This is a genomic window from Streptomyces sp. NPDC001732 (genome assembly GCF_053596315.1).
The window spans coordinates 1-19,562 of the sequence record NZ_JBSFFY010000088.1 but is presented as its reverse complement, the minus strand read 5'-3'; the positions used below and the strand labels follow the sequence as shown (position 1 = coordinate 19,562).

Annotated in this window: 16 protein-coding genes and 1 pseudogene; 6 read left to right on the top strand and 11 right to left on the bottom strand. The window is 72.9% G+C overall.

Annotated features, from left to right (window positions below):
• From ACWCXX_RS37210 to ACWCXX_RS37195, 4 genes and pseudogenes are all read left to right on the top strand, one after another.
• A pseudogene (locus tag ACWCXX_RS37210) lies at positions 1 to 405 on the top strand (epimerase); the annotation flags it as partial.
• A gap of 8 nt (positions 406 to 413) precedes the next feature.
• Positions 414 to 1,490, top strand: a complete 1,077-nt coding sequence (locus ACWCXX_RS37205) for a dihydrodipicolinate synthase family protein (RefSeq protein WP_451135172.1) — start codon at positions 414 to 416, stop codon at positions 1,488 to 1,490.
• Positions 1,474 to 2,496, top strand: coding sequence for a hydroxyacid dehydrogenase (locus tag ACWCXX_RS37200; protein ID WP_451135170.1), 1,023 nt, complete (start codon positions 1,474 to 1,476; stop codon positions 2,494 to 2,496). The genes ACWCXX_RS37205 and ACWCXX_RS37200 overlap by 17 nt, the downstream gene beginning before the upstream one ends.
• Positions 2,497 to 2,534: 38 nt before the next feature.
• Positions 2,535 to 3,383 (top strand): fumarylacetoacetate hydrolase family protein, encoded by an 849-nt coding sequence (locus ACWCXX_RS37195; RefSeq protein ID WP_451135168.1) that lies wholly within the window; start codon positions 2,535 to 2,537, stop codon positions 3,381 to 3,383.
• Positions 3,384 to 3,478: 95 nt separating this feature from the next.
• On the opposite strand, the gene ACWCXX_RS37190 is transcribed toward ACWCXX_RS37195, so the two are convergent.
• From ACWCXX_RS37190 to ACWCXX_RS37170, 5 genes are all read right to left on the bottom strand, one after another.
• The gene (locus ACWCXX_RS37190; RefSeq protein WP_451135166.1) at positions 3,479 to 5,173 is read right to left on the bottom strand and encodes a flavin monoamine oxidase family protein; all 1,695 of its coding nucleotides are present in this window, start codon (positions 5,171 to 5,173) and stop codon (positions 3,479 to 3,481) included.
• 62 nt (positions 5,174 to 5,235) lie between these two features.
• The gene (locus ACWCXX_RS37185; RefSeq protein ID WP_451135164.1) at positions 5,236 to 6,033 is read right to left on the bottom strand and encodes a carbon-nitrogen hydrolase family protein; all 798 of its coding nucleotides are present in this window, start codon (positions 6,031 to 6,033) and stop codon (positions 5,236 to 5,238) included.
• Positions 6,034 to 6,265: 232 nt separating this feature from the next.
• On the bottom strand, positions 6,266 to 6,721 hold the full coding sequence (locus tag ACWCXX_RS37180) for an Lrp/AsnC family transcriptional regulator (RefSeq protein ID WP_451135162.1): 456 nt from the start codon (positions 6,719 to 6,721) through the stop codon (positions 6,266 to 6,268).
• A gap of 184 nt (positions 6,722 to 6,905) precedes the next feature.
• A complete protein-coding gene (locus ACWCXX_RS37175) occupies positions 6,906 to 8,363 on the bottom strand; it encodes an aldehyde dehydrogenase family protein (RefSeq protein ID WP_451135160.1) in 1,458 nt (485 codons plus the stop codon).
• Positions 8,364 to 8,559: 196 nt separating this feature from the next.
• Positions 8,560 to 10,026 carry a GuaB1 family IMP dehydrogenase-related protein gene (locus tag ACWCXX_RS37170; RefSeq protein ID WP_451135158.1) on the bottom strand — a complete coding sequence of 489 codons (1,467 nt, stop codon included), beginning with the start codon at positions 10,024 to 10,026 and terminating at the stop codon, positions 8,560 to 8,562.
• A gap of 307 nt (positions 10,027 to 10,333) precedes the next feature.
• On the opposite strand from ACWCXX_RS37170, the gene ACWCXX_RS37165 reads away from it, so the two are divergent.
• Positions 10,334 to 11,356, top strand: a complete 1,023-nt coding sequence (locus ACWCXX_RS37165; protein ID WP_451135156.1) for a terpene synthase family protein — start codon at positions 10,334 to 10,336, stop codon at positions 11,354 to 11,356.
• A 79-nt stretch (positions 11,357 to 11,435) separates the two neighbouring features.
• On the opposite strand, the gene ACWCXX_RS37160 is transcribed toward ACWCXX_RS37165, so the two are convergent.
• The 4 genes from ACWCXX_RS37160 to fmt form a co-directional block, all read right to left on the bottom strand.
• Complete coding sequence (locus ACWCXX_RS37160) at positions 11,436 to 12,452, bottom strand: sugar-binding transcriptional regulator (RefSeq protein WP_148835559.1); 1,017 nt, start codon at positions 12,450 to 12,452, stop codon at positions 11,436 to 11,438.
• Between the two features lie 151 nt (positions 12,453 to 12,603).
• Complete coding sequence (gene rpe, locus ACWCXX_RS37155) at positions 12,604 to 13,287, bottom strand: ribulose-phosphate 3-epimerase (RefSeq protein WP_451135154.1); 684 nt, start codon at positions 13,285 to 13,287, stop codon at positions 12,604 to 12,606.
• A gap of 195 nt (positions 13,288 to 13,482) precedes the next feature.
• Entirely contained in the window at positions 13,483 to 14,916 is a 1,434-nt protein-coding gene (locus ACWCXX_RS37150; RefSeq protein ID WP_451135152.1) for an RsmB/NOP family class I SAM-dependent RNA methyltransferase, read from the bottom strand.
• A gap of 80 nt (positions 14,917 to 14,996) precedes the next feature.
• Positions 14,997 to 15,929, bottom strand: coding sequence for a methionyl-tRNA formyltransferase (fmt, locus tag ACWCXX_RS37145; RefSeq protein WP_451135150.1), 933 nt, complete (start codon positions 15,927 to 15,929; stop codon positions 14,997 to 14,999).
• A gap of 390 nt (positions 15,930 to 16,319) precedes the next feature.
• Between fmt and ACWCXX_RS37140 the strand changes: the two genes are divergently transcribed.
• The gene (locus ACWCXX_RS37140; RefSeq protein WP_451135148.1) at positions 16,320 to 16,856 is read left to right on the top strand and encodes a hypothetical protein; all 537 of its coding nucleotides are present in this window, start codon (positions 16,320 to 16,322) and stop codon (positions 16,854 to 16,856) included.
• Between the two features lie 144 nt (positions 16,857 to 17,000).
• Here ACWCXX_RS37140 and ACWCXX_RS37135 read toward each other — a convergent pair whose 3' ends face one another.
• Together ACWCXX_RS37135 and ACWCXX_RS37130 are read right to left on the bottom strand one after the other, a co-directional pair.
• Positions 17,001 to 19,145: a primosomal protein N' gene (locus ACWCXX_RS37135; RefSeq protein ID WP_451135146.1), complete on the bottom strand. Its 2,145-nt coding sequence runs from the start codon at positions 19,143 to 19,145 to the stop codon at positions 17,001 to 17,003.
• 119 nt (positions 19,146 to 19,264) lie between these two features.
• Positions 19,265 to 19,562 (bottom strand): methionine adenosyltransferase domain-containing protein (locus ACWCXX_RS37130; protein ID WP_451135144.1); only part of this gene is annotated, 298 nt, incomplete at its 5' end.

Sequence of the window (19,562 nt, the reverse complement as noted above, 5' to 3'; positions counted from 1 at the left end):
GTCCTCGCCGACATCGCCCACCGCATCCAGAACGGCGAACCCGTCGACGTCACCACCGGCCACGCCAACGTCGTATGGCAGGGCTACGCCAACGAAGTCGCCCTGCGCTCCCTCCTGCACGCCACCGACAGCGAACCCTTCACCCTCAACCTCACCGGCCCCGAAACCGCCCCGGTGCGCCGCCTCGCCCACTGGTTCGGCGAGGAGCTCGGCCAGGAGCCCGTCATCACCGGCCAGGAGGCACCCACCGCCCTGCTCTCCGACGCCAGCGCCTGCCACGCACTGTTCGGCTACCCGGACATCCCCCTGCGCACCCTCGTCCAGTGGCAGGCCGACTGGCTGCGCCGCGGGCTGCCGCTGTCCGGCAAGCCCACCAAGTTCCAGGTCCGCGACGGAAGGTTCTGATCCACCCCATGTCCACTCCCTCCCTCCTGTCCGGCACCCCCTCCGGCGCCCCTTCCGGCGCTCTGGACGTGCTCGCCCGCGGTGCCGTGATCCCCGCGCACCCGCTGGCGCTGCACGACGACGGCTCCTTCGACGAGCGCCGCCAGCGCGCGCTGACCCGCTACTACCTCGCGTCGGGGGCGGGCGGGGTAGCCGTCGCCGTGCACACCACCCAGTTCGAGATCCGCGAGCCGCAGGTCGGGCTGCTGCGGCCGGTCCTGGAGCTGGCGGCCGAGACGATCGACGCCGAGGCCGGCCGCCCCTTCGTCAAGGTCGCCGGGGCCTGCGGATACACCGCGCAGGCCGTCGCGGAGGCCGAGATCGCGGCCTCGCTCGGCTACGACGCGGTGCTGCTGAGCCCCGCCGTGCCCGGCGCCGACGAGAAGGGGCTGCTGGACCGGGCCCGTGCCGTCGGCGAGGTGCTGCCGGTGATCGGCTTCTACCTCCAGGAGGCCGTCGGCGGACGCTATCTGTCGCCCGGTTTCTGGTCGGCGTTCACCGATCTACCGAACACGGTCGCCGTGAAGATCGCCCCGTTCGACCGCTACCGGACCGCCGACGTCGTCCGGGCCGTGGCCGCCGCCGACCGCGCCGCCGAGGTGGCGCTGTACACCGGCAACGACGACGACATCATCGGCGACCTGCTCACCCCGTACGGCACGACGGACGACGGACCCCGCTGGTTCGCGGGCGGTCTGCTCGGCCAGTGGGCCGTGTGGACGAGTTCCGCCGTCACCCTCCTGGACGACGTCCGCAGGGCCCGCGCCGGTGACCACGACGCCATGGTCGGCTGCCTCGCCCGCCGCCCGGAACTCACCGACGCCAACAGCGCGGTGTTCGACGTGCGCGGCGCGTTCCGCGGCTGCATCGCCGGAGTGCACGAGGTGCTGCGCCGCCAGGGCCTGCTGGCGAACATCCGGTGCCTGGACCCGGCCGAGACGCTGTCCCCCGGACAGGCCGAGGAGATCAGCCGGGTCGCCACGGCCTACCTCTGGCTGACCGACGACGCCTTCGTCGCGGAGCACCTCGATGCCTGGCTCTCCTGACCCGGCCGGCCGCCCCCGGGTGGTCGTCGCCGTGCCGCCCGCGCTGCGCGCCCAGTTGTTCACCGCCGAGGTGTGGCGGGAGTTGGAGCGGGCGGCGGAGTTGGCGGTCCCGGACGACCATCGCGACCGGGCGGCGGTGGCGGCGGCGCTGCCCGGCGCCCGTGCGCTGATCACCTCGTGGGGGGCGCCGCGGGTGGACGCCGGGCTCCTCGCGTCGGCCGACCGGCTGGAGTTGGTGGCGCACACCGGATCGGCGGTCGCCCCGTACGTCACCGAGGAGGTGTTCCGGCGGGGCGTCCTGGTCACCCAGGCCGGTGACGAGATGGCACGCCCGGTCGCCGAGGTCGCGCTCGCGTTCACCCTGTCCCTGCTGCACCGCGTGCAGCGTTTCGACCACGCCCTGCGCGGCGGGGCGACGTGGGAGGCGGCGAGCCAGGCCCCGCCGCGCCACGAGATCCACGGCAGCGACATCGGCGTCATCGGAGCGTCCCGCACCGGGCGCGCGTACATCGCCCTGGTGCGGGCGATGGGAGCGCGGGTGGGTGTCACCGACCCCTACCTCTCCGAGGCGGACGCGCGGGAGCTCGGCGTGGAGCGCGTGCCGCTCGACGTGCTGCTGTCGCGCAGCCGGATCGTGGCCGTGCACGCCCCGGTCACCGAGGAGACCCACCGGATGATCGGAGCCGCGCAGCTGGCGCTGATGCCGGACGGGGCCGGTCTGGTGAACACCGCGAGGTCGTGGCTGGTCGACGAGGAGGCGCTGCTCGCCGAGTTGTCGTCGGGCCGGCTGGACGCGGCGGTCGACGTCTTCGAGGCGGAGCCGCTGCCGGTGGACCACCCGTTCCGGGCCCTGCCGAACGTGCTGCTCACCCCGCACCAGGCGGCGGGCAGCGTCGAGTGCCGGCAGCGGCTCGGGGCGAGCGCCGTCGACGAAGTGCTGCGCCTGCTCTCCGGACGGCCGCCGCTCCACGCGGTCACGGCCGACGCCCTCGCCCGTCTGCACTGAACCCCCGACACCCCTCCCTCCCGAGAGAGTTCCTCCCCATGCGACTGATGCGCATCGGCGAGCCGGGCCACGAGCGCCCGGTCCTCGCCCGCCCCGAAGGCCGTCACTACGACCTGTCCGGCGTCACCGACGACATCGACGGCGCGTTCCTCGCCGCGCTCGCGGACGACCCGCGGCTGGTGCCCACCGCACCCGCGCTCCCCGAGATCGACATCACGGGCCTGCGGATCGGTGCCCCGGTGGCCCGGCCCTCCGCGCTGCTCTGCATCGGCCAGAACTACGCGGCCCACGCCGCGGAGTCGGGTGCCGAGCCGCCCGAGCAGCCGATCCTCTTCTACAAGTCGCCGAACACGGTCGTCGGCCCGTACGACGACGTGCTCATCCCGCGCGGTTCGAAGAAGACGGACTGGGAGGTGGAGCTGGCCGTCGTCATCGGCCGCCGCGCCTCCTACCTGGACTCCCCCGCCGACGCCGCCGCGCACATCGCGGGTTACGCCGTCAGCAACGACGTCTCCGAACGCGCCTTCCAGCTGGAGGAGTCGGGCGGTCAGTGGTCCAAGGGCAAGAGCTGTGCCACGTTCAACCCGCTGGGCCCGGTGCTGGTGACGGCCGACGAGGTCGGCGACCCGCAGGACCTGCGGCTGCGCAGCTACGTCAACGGCGAGCCGCGGCAGGACTCCGTCACCGCGGACATGATCTTCAGCGTGGCGCACCTGGTGCACCACCTGTCGCAGTACCTGGTGCTGGAGCCCGGTGACGTCATCAACACCGGTACCCCGCAGGGCGTGGCGCTGTCCGGCCGCTTCCCCTACCTGGGACCGGGCGACGTGATGGAGGTCGAGATCTCGGGCCTCGGGCGGCAGCGCAGTGTCTGCCGGCCCGCGTAGCACCGACGGATCGTGTGCATGACGGGCGCACGGGGGGTGGGGCTCCCGTGCGCCCGCCGGTCTCGGAACCTGCCGGACCGCCGCCCGGCGGGCTCTCAGTCCTCGGGGAGTTCGACCGGGGCGATGTCGTCGAAGACGTCGCCGGGGCCGGGGTTCGTCGGGTCGGTCGCCCCGCCGAACTGGTGCATCACGCCCCACACGGCGTTGAGCGCGGTCTGCACGGCGCCCTCGGCCCATCCGGCCGTCCAGGAGATGTCGTCGCCCGCGAGGAACAGCCCGCGCCGGTCGGCGGGCAGCCGGTCCTGCATGAAGTGGGTGAACAGCCGCCGCTGGTAACGGTAGTGGCCGGGCAGGTTGGCCTTGAACGCCCCCATGAAGTACGGCTCGTTCTCCCAGGAGACCGTCACCGGGTTGCCGATGACGTGCTTCCTGATGTCCACGTCCGGGTAGATCTCGCCGAGCGACTTGAGCATGACGTCCATGCGCTCGGCCGGGGAGAGCGGCAGCCACTTCAGGCTGTCGTCGCACCAGGTGTACGAGAGGCAGATGACGGCGGGCCGGTCGGGGCCGTCGTCCAGGAGGTACGTCCCCCGGGTCATCCGGTCGGTGAGCGTCATCGACATGGTGTCCCGGCCGGTCGATTCGTCCCTGTCCAGCCAGAACGGCCGGTCGACCGGGACGAACAGCTTGGACGACTCCATGTAATGGGTGCGCTCCATCGCCGTCCAGTGGTCGATCGGGAAGAGCGTGTCGTCGCAGTCGATCTTCGAGAGCAGCAGCCAGGACTGGCCGGTGAAGATCGCGGCCGGGTAGGTGCGGATGTCGCCGGTGGCGTCGGTGATGGTGATCCGGTTGCCGGCGGTGCGGTTGAGCCGGGTCACCGCGGGGCGCGGCTCGCCGTCGTGCAGCGAGGACAGCGAGGTGCCGAGCGGCCAGTGGACGATCTTCTGCGGCTCGCGGTCCCAGAGCCGCAGCGGGAGCTGCTGGCTGCCGCCGACGATGCCCCGGTGGTGGTCGTCCGCCTCGGTGTAGACGACGCGGAGGATCTCCAGGATGGAGTTGGGGAAGTCCGTGTCCCAGCCGCCGGTGCCGAAGCCGACCTGGCCGAAGATCTCCCGGTGCCGGAAGGACTTGAAGGCGTCGGAATCGCAGAGGAAGCCGTAAAAGGTCTGGTTGTCGAGCCGCTGGACGAGCTGTGACCAGATCTCCCGGATGCGCGGCACGTCCCGCTCGCGCATCGCGCGGTTCATGTCGGAGAAGTCGGCGCCCTCCTCCAGGCAGCGGTTCCAGGCGTCCATCACGTCGCGGTAGACCTGCGGGAGGTCGTCGATGGTCCGCGCGTAGTGCGACTCGCCCTTGAGGTCGACGACGGTCGAGGGGGTGGCCGGGGAGAGCGGGTTGGGGAACGGCTTCGTCTCCAGGCCGACCAGGTCGATGTAGTGCTGGAGGGTGGTGGAGGACGGCGGGAAGCGCATCGCGCCCATCTCGGCGGTGAGCCCCGGATCGCAGCCGTCGAACCCGACGGTGCGCAGCCGGCCGCCGATTCGGTCCGCCTCGTAGAGGACGGGCTTGAGCCCCATCTTCATCAGTTCGTACGCGGCGACGATGCCGGACAGGCCGCCGCCGATGACGGCCACTTCGGTGCCGTGCGCGGTCGCCGGGATCTGCCCGATCCCGGCCGGGTGCGCCAGGAAGTCGTCGTACGCGTAGGGGAAGTCCGGCCCGAACATCGTGATCGGCCCGGCGGTGGCGTCGGTGTGCTGGACGGCGTTGGGCACCGTGGACGTCATGGGGTACGGACTCCTTGCGCGGAACGAGCGGAACGAGAGAGGGAGAACGGCGGGGTGCGGGCTCAGGTCAGGGAGCCGTACAGGCCGGGGCGGCGGTCGCGCAGATACGGGTTGGCGGCGCGCGAGGCGCTCAGGAGGCCGGGGTCCACCTCGCCGACCACCAGTTCCCCGCCGCGTCCGGCGCGGGTGCGGACGGTGCCGTCGGGTCCGGCCAGGCAGCTCAGTCCGGCGAACTCGAACTCGCCCTCCGGACCGGTCCGGTTGACGTACGCCACGTACATCTGGTTCTCGAAGGCGCGGACCGGCACGAGGGATTCGGCGACGAACTGGAAGGGGTGCATCAGCGCGGTGGGCACGAGGAGCAGGTCGGTGCCCGCGAGGGCGTGCGCGCGGACGTTCTCCGGGAACTCGACGTCGTAGCAGATCATGATCCCGATGCGTACGCCGTCCAGCTCGGCCTGGACCACGGGCTGCTCGCCCGGGGTGAACCACTTCTGCTCGAAGTCGCCGAACAGGTGTGTCTTGCGGTAGCCGCCGAGCACCGTCCCGTCCGGGCCGACGAGCTGTGCGGCGTTGAAGATCTGCTCGCCCGCGCGTTCCGGGTAGCCGTAGAGGACGGCGAGGCCGTGCCGTGCGGCGATCTCGCCGACGGTCCGGGCGGACGGCCCGTCGGCCGGTTCGGCCAGCCGGGGGACGTCGGCCCCGATCGCGTACCCGGTCAGGAAGAGTTCGGGGCAGACCAGCAGCCGGGCTCCGGCGTCGGCCGCCCGCCGCGCGGCGTCGTCGAGGACCTCGATGTTCTCGGCCACGTGCCCGGGGCGTCCGGAGCTCTGGAGCAGGGCGGTGCGCAGCGGCGGCATGGCTGACCTCGGTCGGTGCGGGCGGGGCGGGGACGTATCGACGGTACGGTCCGCCGCTCGCGCCGGACAAGACGCGACCGTTGCGTGTGCACCGTCGATCCGTTGCGCGGTGACCGCTTGTTCCGGCGATTCATTGCGCGAGGCGTCTTCGCAGGTCACACGCGTGATCCAGGTCTCATCGGGGTCTCTGCCGGTACGCCCGCGCCGGTCGGCGGGCGGGGCGTCGGGGCCGCTACTCCGGGGCGCCCGACGAGTACCGTCGCAGCAGCGGCGACAGCACCAGGACGGACTTGGTCCGCTCCACGTAGGGTTCGCCCGCGATCCTCTCCAGCACCTGCTCGAAGTGGCGCATGTCCGCGGCGAAGACCTGCACGATCGCGTCGGCGTCGCCGGTCACCGTGGAGGCCGACGCGATCTCGGGGTACCGGGCGAGGCCCTGCTTGATCGCCTCCGGCGAGGTGTTGCGGCTGCAGTAGATCTCGATGAACCCCTCGGTCTCCCATCCCAGCGCCGCCGGGTCCACCCGGACCGTGAAGCCGGTGATGGCGCCCTCGGCGCGCAGCCGGTCCACGCGGCGCTTCACGGCGGGCGCGGACAGTCCGATCATGGCCCCGATGTCCGCGTAGGAGCGCCGGGCGTCTTCGGCGAGGGCGTGGACGATGCGTTCGTCGAGGTCGTTCAGGCGCACTTCGGGCGGTTCACTTCTCTGCGATGGCCGGTGTCGGGGGCGGCACGGGCCGCCACCGAAGTAGACCACGGCCCCGCGCCGCCCGGCGCGCCCACCACGGCGGCGGCCGTGCCGCTCCGTTCCGGTCGTCCGGAGCGGAGCGGCACGGCCGCGGAGAAGTCGAAACGGTGGAACGGCGGAACGGTCAGAACGGGAACCGCGAGCGGCCGTGCTGCACCGAGATCCACTTCTGGGTGGTGAAGGCCTCGACCATCGAGTCGCCGTTGAGCCGGCCGAGGCCCGAGTTCTTCTCGCCGCCGAACGGGACGATGGGCTCGTCGTGGACCGTGCCGTCGTTGATGTGGATCATGCCGGTGCGGATGCGCTGCCCGACCCGTACGCCGCGCTCGATGTTGCCGGTGTGCACCGCGCCGCTCAGCCCGTACGGGGTGTCGTTGGCGATCCGTACCGCCTCGTCCTCGCCGTCGAACGGCACGAGGAGCGCGACCGGGCCGAAGATCTCCTGGGACAGGACGGGGGAATCGGCGGCCAGTCCGGTCAGCACGGACGGGCTCACCAGGTTGCCCTCGGTGCGGCCGTGCAGCAGGGCCGTGGCACCGGCCGCCACGGTCTGCTCCACGAGCGAGGAGACCGCCTCGGCCTGCGTGGAGTTGATCAGCGGGCCGATGACGGTCTCCGGGTCGGCCGGGTCGCCGACCTTGAGGGAGGCGACCTTCGCGACGAACTTCTCGGTGAACTCCTTCTCCACCGCCCGGTCGACCAGGATGCGGTTGGCGGCCATGCAGACCTGTCCCTGGTGCACGTACCGGCTGAAGACGGCCGCGTCCACGGCGTAGTCCAGGTCGGCGTCGTCCAGGACGATCAGCGCGCTGTTGCCGCCGAGTTCGAGCACGCAGCGCTTGAGGTTCGCCGCGCACACCTCGGCGACGTACCGCCCCACCTTGTCCGAGCCGGTGAAGGAGATGAGCCGGGGCACGGGGTGCTCCAGCAGGGCGTCACCGATCTCGGCGATGTCGGTGACCACGACGTTCAGCAGCCCGGCCGGCAGCCCCGCCTCCTCGAACACCTTCGCCACCAGCGTGCCGCCGCAGACCGGGGTGTTCTGGTGCGGCTTGAGCACCACGGCGTTGCCGAGCGCCAGGGCGGGGGCCACGGACTTCAGCGAGAGCAGGAACGGGAAGTTGAAGGGACTGATGACTCCGACGACGCCGACGGGCATCCGGTAGACGCGGTTCTCCTTGCCCTCGGTCGGCGAGGGCAGTATCTGTCCCGAGGGCCGCAGCGCGAGCTGGATCGCCTCCCGCAGGAACTCCTTGGCGAGGTGCAGCTCGAAGCCCGCCTTCACCCGGGTGCCGCCCAGTTCCGCGACGATCGCGTCACCGATCTCGGCCTCGCGCTCCTCGACGACGCGCAGCGCCCGCTCCAGCACCAGCCGGCGGGTGTACGGGTTGGTCTCGCCCCAGGACTGCTGGGCGGCCTCCGCCGCGCGGTACGCCTGGTCCACCTCGCCGGCCGTGGCCACCGTGATCTCCGCGAGCTTCTCCCCGTTGTACGGGTTGAAGTCGATGATGTCCCAGGATCCCTTGCCCGGCCTCCATTCTCCGTCGATGTACTGCTGGGCCAGGTCGGTGAAGAAGGACATGAGATCCCTTACCACAGAGGAACAGGAAGCTGATTGCGGTTCATGTTACTTACATTCCAACGAGGTTGAAGCGCACTGGCGTGCCGCGGAATGTCAGGAACCGGACATCCTTTTCCCGGTGAATTCCTCCGGATGCACCTGTGCCCCTCCGGACCCGAACGGCTCGGAGGGGCACAGGTGTTGCGGGCCTCGCGGATCAACTCCAGCTGGCGTGCAGCGGCTTGCCCTCGGCGTATCCGGCGGCGCTCTGCACCCCGACGACCGCCTTCTCGGCGAACTCCGCCAGGGAGGCCGCACCGGCGTAGGTGCAGGAGGAGCGGACGCCCGCGATGATCGAGTCGATCAGGTCCTCGACGCCGGGCCTGGCCGGGTCGAGGAACATCCGCGAGGTGGAGATGCCCTCCTCGAAGAGCCCCTTGCGGGCCCGGTCGTACGCCGACTCGTCCGACGTGCGGTTCTTCACGGCGCGCGCGGACGCCATGCCGAAGGACTCCTTGTAGAAGCGGCCGTCGGCGGACTGCTGGAGGTCGCCGGGCGACTCGTAGGTACCGGCGAACCAGGAGCCGATCATCACGTTGGACGCGCCGGCGGCGAGCGCCATGGCGACGTCGCGCGGGTGGCGGACACCGCCGTCCGCCCAGACGTGCTTGCCGTGCCTGCGGGCCTCGGCGGCGCACTCCAGGACGGCGGAGAACTGCGGACGGCCCACCCCGGTCATCATCCGGGTGGTGCACATGGCGCCGGGGCCGACGCCGACCTTGACGATGTCCGCGCCGGCCTCGATGAGGTCGCGCACGCCCTCGGCGGCGACGATGTTGCCCGCGACGACCGGCACCTGCGGGTCGAGTGCGCGGACGGCCCGGACCGCGTTGATCATGGTCTCCTGGTGGCCGTGGGCGGTGTCCACGACGAGCGTGTCGACCCCCGCGTCGAGGAGCTGCCGGGCCTTGCCCGCGACGTCGCCGTTGATGCCGACGGCGGCGGCGATCCGCAGCCTGCCCCCGGCGTCGGTGGCGGGGGTGTACAGGGTGGCACGCAGGGCGGCCTTGCGGGTGAGGATGCCGACGAGCCGGCCGTCCGCGTCGACCGCGGGGGCGAGCTTGCGGTTGGCGCCGTCCAGCCGGTTGAACGCCTCGCGCGGATCGATGTCCGCGTCGAGCAGCACCAGGTCCTTGGACATGACCTCGGACAGCTGGGTGAAGCGGTCGACGCCGTTCAGGTCGTGCTCCGTGACGACGCCGACGGGCCGGTGCTCCCCGTCGACGACGACGCCCGCGCCGTGCGCGCGCTTGGGCAGCAGGGACAGGGCGTCGGCGACCGTCTGCCCGGGAATCAGCACGATCGGCGTGTCGAGCACCAGGTGGCGCGTCTTCACCCAGGAGATGACGTCGGTGACGACCTCGATCGGGATGTCCTGCGGGATGACGACGAGCCCGCCCCGGCGGGCGACCGTTTCGGCCATCCGGCGGCCCGCGATGGCCGTCATGTTCGCGACGACGAGCGGGATGGTGGTACCGGTGCCGTCGGGCGAGGAGAGATCGACGCCCTGGCGGGAACCGACCGCGGAACGGCCCGGAACCATGAAGACGTCGTCGTACGTCAGGTCGTACGGGACCGAGGGGGACTCTGTATAGCGACCGGTGCCGGGCTCGAGAAAGCGCATAACGCTCATTTTTTCATATGAAAAAGAGCAGGTCGCCCCAGGCAAGGCACAACAAATGACCCCCGTGTTCGTACGTTCCTCCGAAGGGGGCCGGCGGAGGCTCGGGGCAGGTGGAATCCGCCTTGGCGGGTGACCCCGCCCGAAGCGCTTTCGAATCATTCACGATCATCTTCCCTGGACCTGGTGACAAGGGGTCAGGTAGCTTCAAAGCCGCAGGTCCCGTGGGTCACGACGACGCCCCGGAGGAACAGTCGGAAGGGTCACAACTTCCGTCACCCGTACGACCGGAGAGGATCACGACCCACCCGTGGAGAGCGAACTGCCGGACATCTACTGCCCGTTCCCCCAGCGGACCAATCCGCACGTCGGGCACACCCGGGTCCATCTCGCCGAATGGATCCGCGGCACCGGCCTGGTACACCGAGATTCGGCCAGAGAGCGCTTCGAGCAGGCGGACTTCGGGGCGTTCGTCGGCATGGTCTATCCGACCGCCGACAGCAGGAACCTCGACCTCGTCGCCGACTGGTTCGTGTGGCTCTTCCTCGTCGACGACCAGCTCGACGACGGCCAGCTCGGCCGCAGCCCGGAACGGGTGCGCGACGTGGTCGAGGTGATGCGGTCCGTGGTCGAGAGCCAGGGGCCGGTCGTCCTGCCGGACGAGGAGCTGCCCGCAGCCGTGACCGCCCTGGCCGATCTGTGGGAACGGACGACGCCCGGCACGGCCGCGCACTGGCGCACCCGCTTCGCCTGGCACGTGACCACCTACCTCACGACGGCCACCACCTGGGAGGCCGGCAACCGGGCCGCGGGGGTGGTGCCGTCCGAGGAGACGTACATCGCCAAACGGCGCCACACCGGCGCGATACACGTCTGCATGGACCTGATAGAGATCGTGGCCGGGATCGAGGCCCCCGAGTCGATCCACAACGACTCCCGGTTCATCACGGCGCTGGAAGCCTCGTGCAACGTCGTGTGCTGGGCCAACGACGTGTACTCCTACGAGAAGGAGCAGGTGCTCGGAGAGATCCACAACCTGGTCCACCTGGTCCGGCACCACCGCGGCTACGGCAAGCGGCGGGCGCTCGAACACGTCTGCGCGGAGATCGAGACGGAGACCCGGCGCTTCCTCGCCGCGGAGGCCGAGCTGCTGGAGGCGTACCCTCAGCTGTCCTGGATGCTCGCGCCGTACCTGGACGGGATGCGGAGCTGGATGCGCGGCAACCTGGACTGGTCGCGGCAGACCCCCCGCTACAACCCGGCCGACGTGGGGCAGTACGAGGAGCCCGAGGAGTACCTGGAGGCGACGGTCCTGGGCGTGGTCCCGGACTGAACCGCCGCGGTCGTCGCAAGAGGCCCCTTGCCGGACACCAGGTGTCCGGCAAGGGGCCTTCGCCACGTCTCCGCCCCGGTCAGTCGCCGTCCGGGTCGGCCCGCTCCAGCGCCGGGCGCTGCGGCGCGGGCGACTCCGTCAGCAGGTAGTCGGCCGCCGCCGTGTCCGTCACCAGGCTGGTGACGAGCCCGGACCTCAGCACCGCGCCGATCGCCGCGGCCTTGCGCTGGCCGCCCGCGATCGCCACCACCTCGGGAATCCGGCGCAGCCGGTCCGCCTCGACCGTGATGCACCGCTCCCCCAGGTCCCGGCCGACCCGCCGCCCCTCGGTGTCGAAGAGGTGGGCGGACATCTCCGCGGCGACGCCGAGCGACGCGTAGTGCGCCCGCTCCTCGTCCGAGAGCATGTCGTGGACGGTCGAGATGCCCGGCTCCCAGGAACCGATGGAGACCGCGGCGACGGTCACCTTGTCGAAGTAGTCGAAGGCGCGGGCGATACCGGTCTGGTGCCGCAGCGCGGCGGCCGTGGCCGGGTCGGGCAGCAGCATCGGCGCGTAGATGGGGTGGGCCTCGCCGCCCGACACCTGCGCCGCCCGCCGGACCGCCTCGACGGAGCCGCGTTCGGCCGTCCCCGCGTCGTACACCCCGGTGAGCTGCACGACCGTGCACGGCGGCAGCCGGTCGAGCGCCGCCGCCATGTGGATGGTCGACCGGCCCCAGGCCAGGCCGAGCACATCACCCTCGTTCACCAGTTCGCCGAGGAGATCGGCCGCGACCTCGCCCAGGTTCTCCGGGTCGGGTGCGTCGTCCTGCTCCTCCGCGGGGGACTCGACGACGACCGCGTGGCGCAGCCCGTAGCGGGCCCGCAGCGCGTCGGAACGCTCGGCGTCCAGCTCGGCGGGAACGCGGATCTCGATCCGTACGAGGTCGCGCTCAAGAGCCGTCTCCAGGACCCGGGCCACCTTGAAGCGGCTGACGCCGAACTCCTCGGCGATCTGGATCTTCGACTTTCCCTCGAGGTAGAAGCGGCGGGCCATGGCCGCCGCCTGCACCAGCTCCGCGGGCCCCATCCGCAGGGCGGACCGACCCGCCGACATTGCAGACACCGCGATCTCCTCACTGCTGTTCACACTCTCGATACGCCGTTCATCCTGTCAGATCCGGCGCTCCCTGATCGGCCCCGTCGGACCGAGTTCATCTGCCCTTGGCCGGGGCGGCCCGCAGGCCGGAACCCGAGCGGTCCGGGCGTCAGTGGCCGCAGGACCGGGCCGCCGAGGCGGTGGCCCCCTCGGCCCTGGCACGCAGTGCCCGCACCGCTTCGGCCGGGTCCTTCGCCCCGTACACGGCGGAACCCGCGACGAACACGTCCGCGCCGGCCTCGGCGCACCGCTCGATGGTGGACTCGGAGACCCCGCCGTCGACCTGGAGCCACAGTTCGAGGCCGTGTTTGGAGATCAGCTCACGGGTGCGGCGGATCTTCGGCAGCATGATGTCCAGGAACGCCTGGCCGCCGAAGCCCGGCTCCACCGTCATGATCAGCAGCATGTCGAGCTCGGGCAGCAGGTCCTCGTACGGCTCGATCGGCGTCGCGGGCTTGAGCGCCATGGAGGCACGGGCCCCCTTGGCCCGGATCTCCCGCGCCAGCCGTACGGGGGCCGCCGCGGCCTCCACGTGGAAGGTCACGGAGCCCGCGCCGGCCTCGACGTACTGCGGCGCCCAGCGGTCCGCGTCCTCGATCATCAGATGGCAGTCCAGCGGGATGTCCGTGGCCCGGCTGAGCGATTCCACGATCGGCACACCGAGGGTCAGATTGGGCACGAAGTGGTTGTCCATCACGTCGACGTGGAGCCAGTCGGCACCTTCGACCGCCTTCGCCTCCTCGGCGAGGCGGGCGAAGTCGGCGGACAGGATGCTGGGGTTGATCTGGGCCATGTGCCAAGCCTGCCATGTTCCGCGCCGCTTCCCCGCCCCGGTGCGGGCCAAAGCCTCACGGGATCATTACAGTTCGCGCGATCCGGGCGCCCCCGGCCGCACGATCCGGACGTTTCGGCCCCGGGCGGGCGCCCCGGGGCTCCGCCGTTGCAGGAACACGCAGCGGCGCCCGTGACACCGGGGCCGGTCCGCGATTCAGGCGGTGCGCCGCAGCAGCGCCAGGTACATCGCGTCCGTGCCGTGCAGGTGCGGCCACAGCTGTACGTCCGGGCCGTCCCCCAGCGCGGGCACTCCCGGCATCAGCGGGCGGGCGTCCACCCACTCCGCCGCCACGGCCCGGCCGCTGCGCCCCTTGAGCACGTCCTCGACGACGACCCGGGTCTCCGCGAGATGCGGCGAGCAGGTCGCGTAGCCGACGACGCCGCCGACCCGCACCGCCGCCAACGCCTCGCGCAGCAGCGCCCGTTGCAGCGGGGCGAAGCTCTCCAGGTCCTCCTTGCGGCGGCGCCAGCGCGCCTCCGGCCGGCGGCGCAGCGCCCCGAGGCCGGAGCACGGCACGTCCATCAGGACCCGGTCGAAGCTGCCGGGCCGCCACGGCGGGCGGGTGCCGTCGGCGGTGATCACCTGGTACGGGCCGGGGTTGCCGGACAGGGCGCGCTCGACGAGCCGGGCCCGGTGCGGCTGCTTCTCGGCGGCGAGCAGGGCGGCGCCCCGTTCGGCGGCCAGCGCGCCGAGCAGGGCGGCCTTTCCGCCCGGCCCCGCGCAGCCGTCGAGCCAGCGGTCGTCGCCTCCCTCCACGGGGGCGTTGGCGAAGGCGAGGGCGACCAGCTGGCTGCCCTCGTCCTGGACTCCGGCGCGGCCCTCCCGGACGGCGTCCAGCGCGCCGGGCTCGCCGCCCTCCGCCATCCGCACGGCGTGCGGCGACCAGCGGCCGGGCAGGCCGTTCTCGTCGCCGAGGGCGGCGAGCAGTTCGTCGGTGGTGGCGCGGCCGGGGCGGGCGACCAGGGTGACCTCGGGCCGTTCGTTGTCCGCTTCGAGGAGGTCCTCGATCCCGGCCCGGCCGCCGCCCAGCGCGTCCCACAGGGCGGAGACGATCCATCGCGGATGCGAGTGCACGACCGCGAGGTGGTCCTCGGCGTCCTCCTCGTACGAGGGGGCCACGCGGGCGATCCAGCCGTCGAGGTCGTCGGCGGAGACCTTCCGCAGGACGGCGTTGACGAACTTGGCCCGCCCCTCGCCGAGCACCACCCGGGCCAGTTCCACGCTGGCGGAGACCGCCGCGTGGGTGGGGATGCGGGTGGCGAGCAGCTGGTGCACGCCCATGTCGATCACGTCCAGGACCGGCGGGTCGACCTCACGCAGCGGCCGGTCGATGCAGGCCGCGACGATGGCGTCGTAGGTGCCCTGGCGGCGCAGCGTCCCGTAGACCAGCTCGGTCGCCAGCGCCGCGTCCCGGTGGTCGAAGTCGCCCTTGGCGCGGGCCTTCTTCAGCAGCGGGGGCAGGACGAGGTTGGCGTACGCATCGCGTTCGTCGACGGCCCTGAGCGCCTCGAAGGCGAGGAACCGGACCGGATCCTTCTTGGGGCGGCGATGCGGCTTGGCGGGACGGCGACGCTGCTGGTCGTTCACGTGAAAGGTGCTCCGCTGACGGTCGAGAGGACGAATCCTCCCAGCGTACGTCGCCGCCCCGGCCCCGAAGGCCCGGCGCCTCAGGTCCCCAGCAGCTCCCCGTGGGCGATGCGCACCCCGCGGGCCCAGTCGGCGGCCCGCATCGGCTTCTTGCCCTGCGGCTGGACCCAGAGCAGCTCGACGGCGTGCGATCCGGTACCCACGTACACGTTGTTCTTGGCCGCCGACAGCTCGCCGGGGGCCAGATCGGCGCGGTCCTGCACGGACGCCACCTGGACCAGCTTCAGGCGCTCCCCGCGAAACAGCGTCCAGGCGCCGGGGGCGGGCGTGCAGCCGCGCACCACGCGGTCGACCCGCAGGGCGGGGTCGGACCACCGCACCTGGGCGTCCTCGACGGTGATCTTCGGTGCGAGAGTGACGCCCTCGGCCGGCTGCGGCACGGCGTGCAGGGTGCCGTCCTCGATGCCGTCCATCGTCGCGGCGAGCAGCCCCGCACCGGCGAACGCGAGCCGGGTGAGCAGGTCGCCGCTGGTGTCGGTGGGACGCACCTCCTCGGTGAGGACGCCGTACACCGGGCCGGAGTCGAGCCCCTCCTCGATCAGGAAGGTCGACGCGCCGGTCACCTCGTCGCCCGCCATGACCGCGTGCTGCACGGGGGCGGCGCCGCGCCAGGCGGGCAGCAGCGAGAAGTGGAGGTTGACCCAGCCGCGGGCGGGCACGGCGAGCGCCTCCTTGGGGAGCAGCGCCCCGTAGGCGACGACCGGGCAGCAGTCCGGGGCGATCTCCCGCAGCCGGGCCAGGAAGTCCTCGTCACGCGGCCGGGCGGGCTTGAGCACCTCGATGCCGGCCTCCTCGGCGCGCTCGGCGACGGGGCTGGCGACCAGACGGCGGCCCCGCCCGGCGGGGGCGTCGGGCCGGGTGACGACGGCGGCCACCTCGTGCCGGTCGGAGGCGATCAGGGCGTCCAGGGCGGGTACGGCTACCTCGGGGGTGCCTGCGAAGACGAGCTTCATGGGTGGCTGACTGCCTCTCGGGCCGGAACGTACGGTGACGAGCAACGCATGGGACCGACCGGCAATCGGGGAGCGGGAGAAGGAGCTGGGCTGGGAGCGTGCAACTGCAAGGCGGAGGATCGGGGCAACGCGGAGCGTTGTCGATTGACGACGACGCCGCAGATGTGCCTGTCCAGCCCCGCGATGCCGCCCCCCGATTGCCGGTCGGTCCCAGTCTATGGGCCGGGCGACCGGGGGGCGTACGCACGGCCGTGCGCCCCTCCGACGGGCGCACGCGCCCCTGAAGCGTGACCAGATCCACGGCTCGGGCGTTGGTCAAGAGAGATTGACCGAAGCGAGCCGCCACGGTGCGGCCCGATCCCTTTCAATGCCGGTTCGAGAGGCTTCTTCATGGCCGACCACGCAACCCACGACGCCCAAGCGAGGGCCAGCCTGCATCTGTTGGTGCGGGACATCGAGCGGGTCCGGCGGCAGGTGGACGCGCTGCGCACGCTCACCGCCCAACTGGGCAACGTCTACCGTCCCCGCCGCTCCGGCCCGTCCACGGGCTTCGTCGTCTACGGCCGGGCCCCGGCCCCCACCGTCAGGCTGGCCCAGGAACTGCGCGACAGCGTCGAGACCCTGGTCACCGCTGCGGTGGACTTCGACCGTTCCCTGGGCTTCTCCTGGGACGCGGTGGGCTCCGCGCTCGGGGTCACCAAGCAGGCGGTGCACCGCCGCTACGGCGCCCGCCGCAACGCCCGGCAGCCGGGGGCGGGCGAGGCCGCCGGGGAGACGGCGGTGCCGCGCGCCCTGCCCGGCTCCCCGAACCCGTCCGCGCTGCCCGTCGTGCCCGCCGCGCGCTCCATGCCGCCGCAGCCCGGGGACCGCCCGGTACTGCGGGACGACCTGCGTCCCGGTGTCTTCCCCGGGCCGCGCAACGGCTGACCGCTCCGTCCCCTGCCCCGCCGTGTCCGACGCCCGGCGAGGCAGCCGTACATCCACTGCGCACCCCCACCACGAATCCACCGGCGGCCGGCCGCGTCCGTGCGCCCGGCCGCCGTACGGGCCTGCCCGGCCCGTACCGCCCCGTCACCCGATGTCCGGCGGGTCCACCCTGATCCGGACCTGTTCGCCGCTCCCCCGGGACGTGCGCGCCGCCTGTGCGGCCTTCAGCGCGGCGGCCAGCGCCGCCCCACGGCCCGGCGGTACCCGGAGGAGCGCCCGCTCCCAGGACTCCCCCTGCGGGGCGTCCCCGGGTCTGCGGGGCCGGCCCGGCACGGCGGACGGCGCCGGGACCGGGCCGAGCACCTCGGCCTCCGGCGGCAGCTCGGCCGCCTCCAGGAACGCGGCGAGCGCCTCTGGTGTCCCCGTCACCGCCGCCATCCGGGAGACCGGCGGGAAGCCCAGCTCGGCCCGTTCCGTCAGTTCGCGGCGGGCGTGTCCGACCGGGTCCCAGCGCACCAGGGCCTGCACCGGCCGCAACGTCGGTTCGGCGACGATCACCACCGTGCCCCGCTCCCGCTGCCCGCGCACCAGCGCGGCCGCGGCCGTCCAGCGGCGCAGCGCCTCCTCGCCCGCCCGAAGATCGGGGCGGCCGACCATCGCCCAGCCGTCCAGCAGCAGTGCGGCCGCGTAGCCGCCCTCGGCCACCGGCTCGGCGCCGGGGGTGCTGACGACCAGTGCCGGAGCCGCCGGAACGGAGTCGAGGACGTGGTCACGGCCCGACGTCCGTACCGGGACGCCCGGGAACGCCCGGCCCAGCTCCTCGGCCGTGCGGCGGGCGCCGACGACACTGGCCCGCAGCCGGGCCCCGCCGCAGGCGACACAGCGCCAGGCGGTCTCGGCCCGTCCGCACCAGGAGCAGTCGAGGTCCCGCTCGTCCACCGCCTGAAGCGGTCCGGAGCAGTGCCGGCACCGGGCGGGTTCGCGGCAGCGCTCGCAGGCCAGCCGGGGAACGTAGCCGCGGCGCGGCACCTGGACCAGGACGGGGCCGCTGCGCAGCCCGTCCCGTACCGTCTGCCAGGCCAGGCTGGGCAGCCGCGCGGCCCTGGCGGCGCCGTCCCGGGCCAGCTCCCCGTCGCCCACCGTGCGCACCAGGGGCGCCGCGGCCCGCAGCTGCTCCCGGTCCGCGCCCAGCGGCAGCGCCCAGCCGCTCTCCACCAGCTGGGCGGCCTCCACGGTGCAGCTCGTGCCGCCGAGCAGGAACGCGCACCGGCTGTGCGCCGCCCGCAGTTCGAGCACCTCGCGGACGTGCGGGAAGGGGGCGTTGTCGTCGCTGTGGCTGGAGTCCCCGTCGTCCCAGACGGCGACCAGGCCGAGGTCGGCGACGGGCGCGAACATCGCGGCCCGGGTCCCGACGACCGCGCGCACCGAGCCGCGCCGGACCGCGAGCCACTGGCGGTAGCGCTTCTCCGGGCCGGACTCGGCGGTCAGCAGCGCGTGCCGGCCGGGACCGAGCAGCGCGGTGAGCGCCGCGTCCACCCGGCCCGCGGTCCGTCCGTCCGGCATGACGACGAGGGCGCCGCGCCCCGAGGCGAGGGTCGCGGCCATGGCCCTGGCGATCTCCTCGGGCCAGTGGGGTCCGGGCAGCGCCGTCCACACGGCCCGGGGCGCCCCGCCGTCGGCCAGCGCCCGCAGGAACGCGGGGCCCTGCGGATACCGGTCCCAGCTGCCCGGCGACGGCGCGGGCGGCGGGGGCAGGGGATCGGGCGAGGGCGCGGACTCGGCCCTGCCGTTGCGGGGCGGCACGGCGAGCTGGAGCACGTCGGCGAGGCTGCCTGCGTAGCGGTCGGCGACGGCCCGCGAGAGCGCGAGCAGCTCCGGCCCCAGCACCGGTTCGGGCGACACGACGTAGGCGAGCGCGGCGAGGGCTCCCGGGTAGTCCGATTCGGCGAGCCGTTCGACGAGGAAGCCGTCGACCAGGCCGCCGCCCTCGCGCCGTCCGCCGCGGACGTTGCGCCCGCCGGCCCCGAACCGCACCCGCACCCGCACCCCGGGCCGTGCCTCGGCGTCGAGCTCCTCGGGCACCGCGTAGTCGAAGTACTGGTCGAGGTGGAGCGCGCCCTTGTTGACGAGGACGCGGGCGACGGGCAGTTCCCGGGCGAGGGCGGCGCCGCGCCAGGTGCGCGGCTTGGCCCGCGGCACCTTGGCCTTGCGCACCGTCTCCCGGATCAGCGCAAGCTGCTCCGGGGCCCCGCCGCCGGGGTCGTCGGACCGCTCGTCTTCGCTGCTCACAGCCAAATTCCTACCAGATGCCACGGACAGTGGCCCCGGCCCCGGACCCCGCACGCGCCGGGGCCCGGACACCGTGTGCGGTGTCCGGGCCCCGGCGTACGGACGGAGTGCGGCGGGTCCTACAGACCGGCCGCCGCGCGCAGCGCGTCCACCCGGTCGGTGCGCTCCCAGGTGAAGTCGGGGAGCTCGCGGCCGAAGTGGCCGTACGCCGCGGTCTGGGCGTAGATCGGGCGCAGCAGGTCGAGGTCGCGGATGATCGCGGCCGGGCGCAGGTCGAAGACCTCGCCGATGGCGTGCTCGATCTTCTCGGTGTCGATCGCGGCGGTGCCGAAGGTCTCGACGAACAGGCCGACCGGCTCGGCCTTGCCGATCGCGTACGCCACCTGGACCTCGCAGCGGGCGGCGAGGCCGGCCGCG